The organism is Williamsia sp. M5A3_1d (assembly GCF_053345315.1).
The window spans coordinates 331766-343452 of record NZ_JBKEZX010000004.1 but is presented as its reverse complement, the minus strand read 5'-3'; the positions used below and the strand labels follow the sequence as shown (position 1 = coordinate 343452).

Here is an 11687-nt window from a genome sequence, read left to right as displayed (position 1 = left end):
GTCAGTCCCCGAGAGCCGTCCACGCGTCGGCGAGCAGGACCCGGGTGTCGCGCAGCAGCTGCGGCATCACCTTCGTCTCGCTGATCACGGTGATGAAGTTGGCGTCGCCGCCCCACCGAGGCACCACGTGTTGGTGGAGGTGCTCGGCGAGTGAACCACCTGCCGCGGCACCGAGATTGAGTCCCACGTTGAACGCGTGTGGCCTCGACACCGACTTGATCGCGCGGATCAGGCGTTGCGTGAACGCCATCAGCTCCGCGCTCTCGGCGGGGGTGAGGTCCTCGAGATCGGCGACCTGCCGATAGGGCACGATCATCGAGTGCCCGGGGTTGTACGGGTACAGGTTCAGCACCGCGTAGACGCTCTCACCGCGTGCGACCACCAACCCGTCCTCGTCGGACATCGTGGGGATGTCGATGAACGGGTGCGTCGAGTTCGCCGAACCGGAACTGGGTTCCTTGATCGACGAGGTGATGTAGGACATCCGGTGCGGACTCCACAAGCGCGACAACCGGTCGGGCTCGCCGGCGCCGCTGTCGTGGATCTGCTCGTCGGTCACGACTCGGGGGTACCGGTGTCGGGTGCGAGCGCCGCGAAGAACTCCGCGGTGGGCGATTCGTTGCGCCGGGTGGTGACCCACCCGGCCACCGCGTCGACGGCGGCGTCGACCGGGACCGAGTTGACCTGGGTGCCGTCGCGGAAGCGGAAACTGACAGCACCGGACTGCTGATCGCGGTCGCCGGCGAGCATCATGAACGGGACCTTACCGGTGGTGTGGTTGCGGATCTTCTTCTGCATACGGTCCTCGGAGCGATCGACCTCGGCGCGGATGCCCTGGGCGCGCAGCTTTGCGATCACCCCGTCGAGGTGATCGGCGTAATCCTCGGCCACGGGGATGCCGACGACCTGCACGGGCGACAGCCACGCCGGGAACGCGCCCGCGTAGTGCTCGGTGAGCACACCGAAGAAGCGCTCGATGGAACCGAACAGCGCCCGGTGGATCATGACCGGCCGGTGCTTGGCGCCGTCGTTGCCGGTGTACTCGAGTTCGAAACGCTCCGGCAGGTTGAAGTCGAGCTGGATGGTCGACATCTGCCAGTGCCGCCCAAGGGCGTCTTTGACCTGCACCGAGATCTTCGGACCGTAGAACGCGGCGCCACCGGGGTCGGGAACGAGGTCGAGCCCGGAATTGGCGGCCACCTGCGCCAACGTCGCGGTCGCTTCCTCCCACGCGTCGTCGGACCCCACGGACTTGTCGGGATTGCGGGTCGACAGCTCGAGGTAGAAGTCGTCGAGACCGTAGTCCTTGAGGAGATCGAGGACGAAGGTCAGCAGGGACGTCAGCTCGCCCGCCATCTGCTCACGCGTGCAGTAGATGTGCGCGTCGTCCTGGGTCATGCCGCGCACGCGGGTGAGGCCGTGGATGACGCCGGACTTCTCATAGCGGTAGACCGACCCGAACTCGAACATCCGCAGCGGCAGTTCGCGATACGACCGGCCACGCGACCGGAAGATCAGGTTGTGCATCGGGCAGTTCATGGGCTTGAGGTAGTAGTCCTGGCCCGGTTTGCGCACGGTGCCGTCGGCGTTGAGCTCCTCGTCGACGTGCATCGCCGGGAACATGCCGTCGCGGTACCAGTCGAGGTGGCCCGACACCTCGAACAGGTGCCCCTTGGTGATGTGCGGGGTGTTGACGAACTCGTACCCCGCCGCCGAATGCCGCACCCGCGAGTAGTCCTCGAGTTCCTTGCGGATGATGCCGCCCTTGGGGTGGAACACCGGCAGGCCGGAACCGAGCTCGTCGGGGAAGCTGAACAGGTCGAGCTCGACGCCGAGTCGACGGTGATCGCGCTTCTCCGCCTCGGCGAGCAGCTCGAGGTAGGCGTCCTGGGCCTCCGTCGATTCCCACGCGGTCCCGTAGATGCGCTGCAGACCGGCGTTGGCCTGGTCGCCGCGCCAGTAGGCCGCGGAGCTGCGGGTGATCTTGAACGCGGCGATGTACTTGGTGGTCGGCACGTGGGGACCACGGCACAGGTCGCACCAGATCAGTTCCCCGGTGCGGGGATTGAGGTTGTCGTAGGCGGTGAGCTCTCCCCCGCCGACCTCCATCACCTCGGGGTCGTCGGCCGAGCCTTTGTCGTCGACCAGCTCGAGCTTGTACGGCTCGGAGGCGAGTTCGGCCTTGGCGGCGTCGAGGGAGTCGTAGACGCGGCGCGAGAAGCGTTGGCCCGACTTGATGATCTGCTTCATCTTCTTCTCGAGCGCGACCAGGTCGTCGGGCGTGAAGGGATCCTTCACGTCGAAGTCGTAGTAGAAACCGTCGGTGATCGGCGGGCCGATCCCGAGCTTGGCGTCGGGGAACAGCTCCTGGACGGCCTGCGCCAGCACGTGCGCCGCGGAGTGTCGGATGACGCTGCGTCCGGCCTCGCTGGCGGCGATCACGGGCTCGACGTCGGTGTCGGTGGCCGGTACCCACGAGAGATCGCGCAGCGCACCGTCGGCATCGCGCACCACGACGACGGCCTCGGGTCCCTTGTTCGGGGCGTCCGCCTCACGCAGCGCGGTGCCCGCCGTGGTCCCGGCCGGCACACGGATCGTGGCGGGGCTGGCGACCACAGAATTCTCAGGCACGGACTCGGACTCCTCGACATGGGTGAAGACAGGAACGAACCCCGCGGCCCGGACGGCCACGGGAGGAATGCCTGTAGATGGTATCGGCGATGGGGGGACGGTCAGAAGATCGGGCTGTCCAGCCACGACGGGTCGTAGCCGACCCAGCCTCCGACCAGCGCGAGAGCGCCGAGCAGCCACAGCGTGGCCAGCACGATCGCGAAGGTGAAGATGCCGAAGAGTGCCTGTACCGACCAGTGTTGGACCTTGATCCAGTCGGCGAAGGCGTCGTACTTGCTGCGGGCGAAGATGAGCAGACGGTGCGCCCACGAGAACTCGGTCGCGAGGATGCCGAGGCCGGCGAACACGATCAGCCATCCGGGGCCGGGGTACGGGATCGCGATGATGCCGACCACCAACACGACGGTCCCGATGACGCCGACCGCGATGCGGTAGGCGAGGTTGAGGGTCGGCTTCTCGGCGATCTTGTCGCGTCGACGCTGCAGCGCATCGGGAAGGAGGCCGCCGGGGTCGGAGGAGTCGGTGCGCGTGGCGTCGGCCGACTGGTCGGGTATCGCAGCAGGCTGGTCGGTCATCGCAGCGTCGTCCTCACTGACTTCTCCGGTGTGCACCACATCGGAACGGTGGCGTCGGGGACAACCCTACGGAATCGGACACCGCAGACACCTGGTCCGAAAGAACGAATCGAAAGGGAGTGTGGTCCCGGCTGGGATCGAACCAGCGACCTTCCCGGTGTGAACGGGACGCTCTTCCACTGAGCCACGGGACCGTGATCGGCGCTGTGTTCCGCGCCGACGACCGCAGAACGTTATCACGACAGCATGGTCGTCCCGCCAATCGACGTCGGCCGTCGGATCGAAGCCCCCGGGCGAGGTCCGGCGTCGGGACGCCGTCGACGCCGCGCCCCTGCCACGCTGCCGACTCACCGATGACCAGCGGATTTGTTGGGTCGACCGCGATTCGGATAGTGTTTCGCTTCGCACCGCGAGCCCACAAGGTTTGCGGCGCACGCGGACGTGGCGCAGCTGGTAGCGCACAACCTTGCCAAGGTTGGGGTCGCGGGTTCGAATCCCGTCGTCCGCTCGGAAGAGCGATTGAGTCCACCGTGGCGGTGTGGCCGAGTGGTGAGGCAACGGCCTGCAAAGCCGTGCACACGGGTTCGATTCCCGTCGCCGCCTCCACGAGCGTTTCCCAACTAAATACCCGCGCGATTAGCTCAGTGGGAGAGCGCTTCCCTGACACGGAAGAGGTCACTGGTTCAATCCCAGTATCGCGCACCACAGGCGAACAGGTCAGCCCCGGTACTCCACCGGGGCTTTCTTGGTGTCTGACCTGCCGTGACCTGGTCGACAGTGAGATGATCTGATGCCCTGGCCGGGCTGACGGATGAGGCGACCGGTCTCATCCGCCGAGCCGAGCGCAGCGACCTCCGGAGACCGTCTCTGTCTCACGTGCCGAGAACCTGGCCCGATCCTCGGTCTCGCGCCCCTCTCGTACCGACCTCGCTGCGTCACGCGAGACAGCGCCGGCGAACCGTTCGGCGATGGCCCGCACGTCCCGCTACGGGGTCCTGTCGGCCGCAGCCGTGTCGATGATGCCGTGGTGGACCCGGTTCCGACCGCGGGCGCCCCACCTGCCCGCCGCCGAGACCGCGGCAGTGCGGGGACGTGGCGCCGTGGCCTCGACCAGCCGCTGGGCCCTGGGCGCACGCACAGGACACGGCAGCGCAATCGATTTCGTGAAACGCACATCCAATGATCGAGATGCCACACCCGGCGTCCCGAAACTCTCTGCGCGCCAATCGACTCCAGACGGGAGCCACATTCCAGCCATGGCCGCGGCCACCGCGCCTCGCCACACACAACGGCGCTTCTCGAACTGACGCCCGCCCCCGCCCGGTCACTCGCGTTCTGAAAGAACACGATTCATCACCGGGATCGACGCCAAGGGTGTTCAGCGGCGGAGACATCGTGTGGCGGAAAAAAGTTCCGGCGAGCGTGACGCCCGAATCACCCGCGAGACCGACGACCGCGGAGTCGGTCCTCAAAAACCCTGAAACACAAAGAATCCCGGCGCCTCGGCGGACCACACCGATCGTCCTGCGGACACGACCGTTCTCTGTACCGGCCAGTCTCCTCTCAAAATTTCACGATTACCAGAGGCGGGACAGTATTGCGTGAATCCGGGCTCGTGAACCCTTCCCTTTACCGATCGATGGTGTGATGCTGGACCACGTCCGACAACTTCAAACAGGAGATCCGCCATGGTCAACAAAGCGCTACTGGTCCGACTCGAAGCCAAACCCGGAAAAGAGGGCGCGGTGGAGGATTTCCTTCGATCGGCGCTGCCCCTCGTGGAGCAGGAGCCCGGCACGAAGCCTTGGTTCGCAGTACAGTTCGGTCCCTCGACCTACGGCATCATCGACGCGTTCCCCGACGACGACGCCCGTGACACCCACCTCAACGGACCGGTCGGCAAGGCGCTCGGCGAACGCGCCGAGGAACTCTTCTCCACGCCACCCGACATCAGCTACCTCGACATACTCGCCAGCAAGCTCTGATCTCCGGTGACCGTTCAGGACCCGACGCATCCTCTTGGTCGGTCCTGACCGGGCACCGCAGCCGGTAGGGAGACGCGGAGGATTCGGACTGGCAATTGCGCAGTGCACGAACGAACGTCCGGTCGATCAGCGTGGCGACACCCTCAGGCGACGGAACGCGTCACGGTCCCGTCATCGCGCACCTCGACAAGATCGGCGTCATTGGCCCGGAAGATGGGCTCGATCGTCACCTCGGCGAGCTCGGCGGCAGCGGAGAACAACCGCGCCCATCCGCGATCCCAGGGCGAGATCGTATCCACCCCGGGCCGGGTGATGAGCATCGCGACGCTCACGACGTCGTCTCCGTCGATGACCTCCGAGAGTCGGTAGAACAGCAGGTCGGCCAGGAACGGGTCGGGTGGACCGTCGAGTGGAAGTCGGTTGAGGGCCGGGAGGACATGTCCGGTTGCGTCGACGAACGCGAACCAGAGCAGGGTCTCGGAGAAGCCGAGCGGACCCATCAGGGTGTGCCATCCCTCCCGTAGCTGGTCGGTGTGCAAGGCCTGCGAGGCCGTCGCGACGTCGGGCATCGGGTCGGGGAGCGTGCGTCGTGTCGTCATGCCCTGCACTGTGCGCCGGCGAGGTCGTCTCGCCAAAAGTGTTGTCCACAGCGCCTTTCGCTGTGGACAACGGGATTGACACGGCGGCTCTGAGTGGTACGGACGGACCGCGAAGGCGGGATCGACGGCGCCGTGTGCTGGAATCGGTGACCGTGCCCACCGATGTGATCGTCATGATCGACACCTGCCCCGATCACGCCACCGAACTCGCCGACGTCGCCGCGGTGACGTTCCCGCTTGCCTGTCCCCCCGGCACCACCGACGCCGACACGGCCGATTTCATCAGCAAGAACCTCACGGCGGCTCACTTCCGCGATCATCTCTCCGACGAGAACCGCGACGTGGTGGTCGCCCGGGTCGACGGCGCGATCGTCGGGTACTCCCTCGTTCTGCACGGTGACCCCACCGATCCCGAGGTACGGGCGGTGGTCACGCAACGGCCCGTCTCGGAGCTGTCCAAGATGTACGTGCTGCCGCGGGCGCACGGCGCCGGTGTGGCACACGAGCTGATGTCGACCGCGGTCTCGGCCTGCGCCGAGCGCGGAAGCGTCGCGGTGTGGCTCGGGGTCAGCAACGTCAACCTGCGGGCGCAACGGTTCTACAGCAAGGCGGGGTTCGTCGAGGTGGGCCGTAAGTCGTTCTGGCTCAACGGCGATGAGCAGCGCGACTTCGTGATGGTCCGCGCACTGCGCTGACCGTGTGCAGCGGAGCGGGTGTCAGTTGGTCGATTCGGCGAACCGGGAGAGCGCGAGCAACCGCGACGTCGCGCGCAGGTACTTCTTCTTGTAGCCACCCGCGAGCATCTCCTCGGTGAAGATCTCGTCGAGCTTCGAGCCCGAGACCATCAACGGGATGTTCGCGTCGTAGAGACGGTCGGCGAGCACCACCATGCGCAGGGCGACGGTCTGATCGGGAGCCGGGTGCACACCCGACACGCAGACCAGCGTGACGCCCTCGACCAGCGCCTTGTACTTCGAGGGGTGCAGCGTCGAGAGATGCTTGCACAGCTCGTCGAAGTCGTCGAGGGTCGCGCCCTCGGTCTTGCCCGCCAGCTCGGCGAGTTCGGCATCGGTGTGGGGTTCGGGCGCCGGCGGCAGGTCGCGATGCCGGTAGTCGGGTCCGTCGACGCGCACGGTCTCGAACACCGCCGCGAGCTTGCGGATCTCGCGCAGGAAGTCCTGCGCGGCGAACCGTCCCTCGCCGAGCTGGCCGGGCAGCGTGTTCGACGTCGCGACGATCGACACACCGCGGGCGGTGAGCTCGGTCAGCAGCCGCGACACCAGCATGGTGTCGCCCGGATCATCGAGCTCGAACTCGTCGATGCAGATCACGCTGTGGTCCGCGAGGCGGTCCACTGCGGCGGTGAAGCCGAGCGCGCCGACCACGTGGGTGACCTCGACGAAGGTGGCGAACGCCTTCGGGCCGGGCATCTCGTGGTAGATCGACGCGAGCAGGTGGGTCTTGCCGACGCCGAAGCCGCCGTCGAGGTACAGGCCGATGCCCTGCCCGGGGGTCTTCTTCCCGAACAGCTTCCGCTTGCCCGCCCGTGCACCGCGCGCCCGCTCGACGAACTGCCGGCAGCTCGCCACCGCCGCGGACTGCGACGGCTCGTTCGGGTCGGGGATGTAGCTGTCGAAGCTGACCTCGTCGAACATCGTCGGCGGCACCATCTCGTCCACCAGTTCCTCCGGCGGAACCTGGGGCGAGCGGTCGCTCAGACGTGCGGTCATGCGCCGACACTAGCGACGCCGTAGAAATGACCTGGTGTACCTCTTGCAGAAAGCGACTCAGCTCACAGTTGACCGCGACGTCCTAACCGATCTCTACGCCTATCCCGACACCGACGCATCGGCATCCCGATGCCACGTCCGGGCGAACATGGTGACCTCTCTCGACGGCGCGGCGGCGGCCGACGGTGTGTCGGCCGGGCTCGGCGGCGACGGCGACAAGGAGATCTTCGGACTGCTGCGTGACCTCGCCGACGTCGTCCTCGTCGGTTCGGCGACGGTCACCCAGGAGGGATACGGCCCGATCGATCCCGGCGACGACCCGTCGGCGACCACGCTGGCGATCGTGTCGGGGTCGCTGAACCTCGACGCCGATCAGGACGCGGTCATCGCTGCGAGCACCGTGATCCTCACCCACGAGGGTGCTCCGGCCGACCGGCGCGCCCGCCTCGTCGACGCCGGTGCGACACTGCTGGACTGCGGTTCGAGCGACCTCGACCTGCATCGCGCGCTGGCTCATCTCGCCGATCGCGGCCGGACACGCGTGCTGTGCGAGGGCGGGCCGGGTCTGCTCGCCGCGTTGTTCGCCGCCGACCTCGTCGACGAGCTGTGCCTCACGACCGGCCCGACGCTGATCGGTGGTGACGCCGGGCGCATCACCCACGGCGACACCGGCGGCACGCTTCGCCTACGCCGCCAACACGTGATCGCCGACGACGACGGGTTCCTGTTCACCCGATGGGTCCGCGGCGACGCCCCCGAGAACGCCACCGCGTCCGACGACAACTGAGTGCCGCCGTGGCGATGACTAGGCTCGCCGGTATGCGTCGCGCCCCCCTGCCCCGGTCCCCGCGTGCGGCGACCGTCGCGGTGGTTCTGGCGATCGTGGGAACGCTGCTCGCTGGATGTGCCGTCGGCCCGGACACCGGGCCCGGTCTCGTCATCGACAACGGGGGCGGTGGGGGCGGTCCGGCGGCGAGCACCGAGGCGCCGGCCGCACCGGAACTGATCGCTCCTCGAACCGATCTCGGCTGGCGTGCCTGTCCCACCGACGTGGCCGGTCGCTACGGGTTGTCGGCGCCGGCGGCCGATGTACGCATCGAGTGCGCGGATTTCCAGGCCAGCATCACCCCCGGGGTCGCGACCATCGACGCCGTCGACGTGGCCGCGGTCCGCGTGCGCCTGACCAGTACCCCGGCATCGGCCGCGCCGCTCGTGCTCACCTCGGGCAGCGACATGCCGTCGGCCCTGACCGCCCTCCTCGTCGCGAACAGCCCCGGCCGCAGCCTGCTGACCGCCCATCCCCTCGTCGCGATCGACCGACGTGGCACCGGCGCCAGCTCGCCGCTCGACTGTCTGACCGTCCGTGAACGCAACACCCTGTTGGACAACGGGTTCGACAGCAGCGACGCCGCGAGCGGTGTCGAGGCCCGGGAGACCCGACTGGCGGCCACCGCAGCCGAGGCCTCCGACGGCTGCTCGGAGACCATCAGTCCGCACCAACTCGCCTACACCGCCGCCAACGCCGCCGGCGACCTCGAACGTCTGCGGACGATCTGGGGGGTCGATCGGATCGGCATTCTCGGGGTGGGGGCCGGATCCGACGTCGCCCTGGCCTACGCCGGGCTCTACCGCAACCGGGTCGCGCGGCTGGTGCTCGACACTCCCCCCGCCTATCTGGCGTCGGCACGCGACCGCGCCCAGCAGGTCGCCGCGGGGACCGATTCGGCGGTCACGACCTTCGCCACCGACTGCGCGGCGTCGAACTGTTCGCTCGGCACCGATGCCCGCGCCGCGGTCCTGTCACTGATCGACCGCGCCGCCGCCGGACGCCTCGCCACGCTCTCCGACGCCGACGTCCTGAGCGCGATCACCACCGAACTCGCCGTCACGACCACCGACCGCGCGAGCACCGTCGCCCGGGTGTCACGCCTGCTGTCCTCGGCCGCCGCCGGTGACGTCGGCGGGCTCACCGCGGCCGCCACCCGTGCCCGCGCGTTGCGCGGGACCGACGGACAGCTGCTGTCGCGGTGCAACGACACCTCGCAGCCCGTGGGCCAGAACGAGATCGGCGGCCTCGTGTCGTCGTGGAGCGGGCAGTACCGCTTCACCGGCACCGACACCGCACTGTCGTTGCTGCGCTGCTCGGGGTGGCCGGCCGGACCCGCCGCGCCGCGACCGGAGGGATTCGACGTCCCCGTCCTCCTGCTCACCAGCGGCTACGACACCATCAACGGCGGCACCGGCGCGGGGGCCCTCGAGCCGCTGTTCGTGTCGGCGCGCGCGAAGACCAGCACCGTCACCTGGGACGGGCTCGGCTTCTCGGTGACCGCACACTCCGACTGCGCCGCCGACATCGTCGCGCGATACGCGGAGTCGGGCGCGATCCCCGACACCGGCGCCTGCCCCTCCTGACCCACGGCCCGACGCTGCGACGCGTGTGACCGCGCTCGTCCCCCTGCGCCCTCGGCCGTCGGCGCCGTAGTACGGTTCGTCGGTGCCGGTTGCCCACGAACCCGATCAGACCTCCGGGCGCCTGTTCCCGTCGATGGACACCGCCCGGATCGTCTCGCTGGTGCTGTGGCCCATCACCGTGCTGCTGGTCATCCACCGCTCACTGATCCTCGGCGTCAACGGCGACCGGACCGACGACTTCACCCCGGTGTACAACGCCGCACTGGCGTTCCTCCGCGGCCAGGCGGTCTACGGCGAGAACTACAACACCGTCGACCCGCACTACCTCTACCCGCCGTCGGGCACGTTGCTGATGGCGCCGCTGGCCTACATCGACCCCGAACGTGCCCGCTGGTTGTTCATCCTCGTGTCGGTCCTGGTGCTGATCGCCTCGGCCTACTTCCTCGTGAAGCTGTTCGGTTTCACCGCATCGTCGGTGGCGTTCCCCGCGGTGCTGTTCTTCTTCTTCTGCACCGAGACCGTCTCGCACACACTGATCTTCACGAACTTCAACTCTTTCGTGCTGCTCGGCGAGGTCCTGTTCATGACCCTCGCGCTCAAACGCAAGGACCTCTGGGCCGGTGTGCCCATCGGCATCACCCTGGCGGTGAAGCCGGTGCTCGCCGTCCTCCTGCTGCTGCCCCTGCTCACGCGGCAGTGGAAGGTCTTCGTGGGTGCCGTGGGCATCCCGCTGGTCCTCACCGCCCTGGCGTGGCCCCTCACGTTCGACCCGATGGATTTCGTCAAGCGGACCGTGCCGTATCTCGGTGAGGCCCGCGACTACTACAACAGCTCGATCGCCGGCAACGGCGCGTACTTCGGGGTGCAACCCTGGCCGCTCTACGTCCTGCGGATCGCATTCGTCCTGATGGCTGCGTTCAGCCTGTGGTTCCTCTACAAGCAATACCGACGCACCGACGAGTTGCTGTGGATGGCGACGTCGTCCGGCGTTTTGCTGGCGACGTCGTTCCTGGTGCTGTCACTGGGCCAGGGCTACTACTCGATGCTGCTGTTCCCGCTGCTGATGACCGTGGTCCGACCCGGGTCGGTGATGCGCAACTGGCCTGCGTGGCTCGGTGTCGCCGGGTGCATGACGTTCGACTCGTTCCTCTCGACCCGGTGGGCGGCGTTCGGGCGCGCGATCGAGTACAACAAGGTGACCTGGGGCTGGTCGCTGCTGATGATCGCGGTGTTCTGCGTGCTGCTGTTCCGCTGGCTCGACCTGCGGGAGCAGCGCGCTACCGTGGAGGTATGACCACAGATTCCAACACCGCCGGTTCGACGCCCGTCTCCGATGCCGCGGCGATGACCGACGAGCAGTGGCGCGCGAAGCTCACGCCCGAGGAGTACCGCGTGCTCCGTCAGGCCGGTACCGAGGCCCCGTTCGTGGGCGAGTACACCGACACGAAGACCACTGGCGTCTATCGCTGCCGGGCCTGCGACGCGGAACTGTTCCGCAGTGACCAGAAATTCGAATCCCATTGCGGCTGGCCGTCGTTCTTCAGCCCCCTCGCCGGCGAGGCCATCATCGAGAAGGTCGATCGCTCGATGGGCATGAAGCGCACCGAGGTGCTCTGCGCCAACTGCCACAGTCACCTCGGCCACGTCTTCGAGGGCGAGGGCTACGACACCCCGACCGACCTCCGGTACTGCATCAACAGCATCTCGATGCGGTTCGAAGAGGCCTGATCCGCCGGGCCCTCGGGCTCGGTTGCC

General features: G+C 67.7%; 11 protein-coding genes and 4 tRNA genes. 9 read left to right on the top strand and 6 right to left on the bottom strand.

Going from position 1 to position 11687, the window contains the following annotated elements; all coding sequences use genetic code 11:
* Position 1: 1 nt before the first annotated feature.
* The 4 genes from ACLBW1_RS18530 to ACLBW1_RS18515 all read right to left on the bottom strand — a co-directional run bounded on the left by ACLBW1_RS18530 (position 2) and on the right by ACLBW1_RS18515 (position 3400).
* On the bottom strand, positions 2–559 hold the full coding sequence (locus ACLBW1_RS18530; RefSeq protein WP_447813267.1) for an HIT family protein: 558 nt from the start codon (positions 557–559) through the stop codon (positions 2–4).
* Positions 556–2631 (bottom strand): threonine--tRNA ligase, encoded by a 2076-nt coding sequence (gene thrS, locus ACLBW1_RS18525; protein WP_447813266.1) that lies wholly within the window; start codon positions 2629–2631, stop codon positions 556–558. Before thrS ends, ACLBW1_RS18530 begins: the two co-directional genes overlap by 4 nt.
* A 101-nt stretch (positions 2632–2732) precedes the next feature.
* Entirely contained in the window at positions 2733–3206 is a 474-nt protein-coding gene (locus tag ACLBW1_RS18520) for a TIGR02611 family protein (RefSeq protein ID WP_447813265.1), read from the bottom strand.
* Positions 3207–3328: 122 nt separating this feature from the next.
* Positions 3329–3400, bottom strand: a tRNA-Val gene (locus ACLBW1_RS18515).
* A gap of 241 nt (positions 3401–3641) precedes the next feature.
* Between ACLBW1_RS18515 and ACLBW1_RS18510 the strand changes: the two genes are divergently transcribed.
* The 4 genes from ACLBW1_RS18510 (at position 3642) to ACLBW1_RS18495 (ending at position 5191) form a co-directional block, all read left to right on the top strand.
* Positions 3642–3714: transfer RNA gene (locus ACLBW1_RS18510), tRNA-Gly, on the top strand.
* 24 nt (positions 3715–3738) lie between these two features.
* A tRNA-Cys gene (locus ACLBW1_RS18505) sits at positions 3739–3812 on the top strand.
* A 24-nt stretch (positions 3813–3836) separates the two neighbouring features.
* Positions 3837–3911 (top strand) — tRNA-Val (locus ACLBW1_RS18500).
* Positions 3912–4894: 983 nt separating this feature from the next.
* Positions 4895–5191, top strand: a complete 297-nt coding sequence (locus tag ACLBW1_RS18495) for a putative quinol monooxygenase (protein ID WP_328857828.1) — start codon at positions 4895–4897, stop codon at positions 5189–5191.
* Positions 5192–5334: 143 nt separating this feature from the next.
* On the opposite strand, the gene ACLBW1_RS18490 is transcribed toward ACLBW1_RS18495, so the two are convergent.
* The gene (locus ACLBW1_RS18490) at positions 5335–5790 is read right to left on the bottom strand and encodes a hypothetical protein (RefSeq protein ID WP_447813264.1); all 456 of its coding nucleotides are present in this window, start codon (positions 5788–5790) and stop codon (positions 5335–5337) included.
* 146 nt (positions 5791–5936) lie between these two features.
* Here ACLBW1_RS18490 and ACLBW1_RS18485 point away from each other — a divergent pair, with 146 nt between their 5' ends.
* Positions 5937–6485, top strand: a complete 549-nt coding sequence (locus ACLBW1_RS18485) for a GNAT family N-acetyltransferase (protein WP_447813263.1) — start codon at positions 5937–5939, stop codon at positions 6483–6485.
* Positions 6486–6506: 21 nt separating this feature from the next.
* Here the strand turns inward: ACLBW1_RS18485 and zapE are convergent, their stop codons facing one another.
* Positions 6507–7520, bottom strand: a complete 1014-nt coding sequence (gene zapE / locus ACLBW1_RS18480) for a cell division protein ZapE (RefSeq protein WP_447813262.1) — start codon at positions 7518–7520, stop codon at positions 6507–6509.
* Positions 7521–7554: 34 nt separating this feature from the next.
* Here zapE and ACLBW1_RS18475 point away from each other — a divergent pair, with 34 nt between their 5' ends.
* The 4 genes from ACLBW1_RS18475 to msrB all read left to right on the top strand — a co-directional run bounded on the left by ACLBW1_RS18475 (position 7555) and on the right by msrB (position 11660).
* Entirely contained in the window at positions 7555–8307 is a 753-nt protein-coding gene (locus ACLBW1_RS18475) for a dihydrofolate reductase family protein (RefSeq protein WP_447813261.1), read from the top strand.
* A gap of 32 nt (positions 8308–8339) precedes the next feature.
* The gene (locus tag ACLBW1_RS18470; protein ID WP_447813259.1) at positions 8340–9932 is read left to right on the top strand and encodes an alpha/beta fold hydrolase; all 1593 of its coding nucleotides are present in this window, start codon (positions 8340–8342) and stop codon (positions 9930–9932) included.
* A gap of 133 nt (positions 9933–10065) precedes the next feature.
* Positions 10066–11226 (top strand): glycosyltransferase family 87 protein, encoded by a 1161-nt coding sequence (locus ACLBW1_RS18465; RefSeq protein WP_447813615.1) that lies wholly within the window; start codon positions 10066–10068, stop codon positions 11224–11226.
* A complete protein-coding gene (gene msrB / locus ACLBW1_RS18460) occupies positions 11223–11660 on the top strand; it encodes a peptide-methionine (R)-S-oxide reductase MsrB (protein WP_447813258.1) in 438 nt (145 codons plus the stop codon). The genes ACLBW1_RS18465 and msrB overlap by 4 nt, the downstream gene beginning before the upstream one ends.
* The last annotated feature ends 27 nt before the right edge of the window (positions 11661–11687 follow it).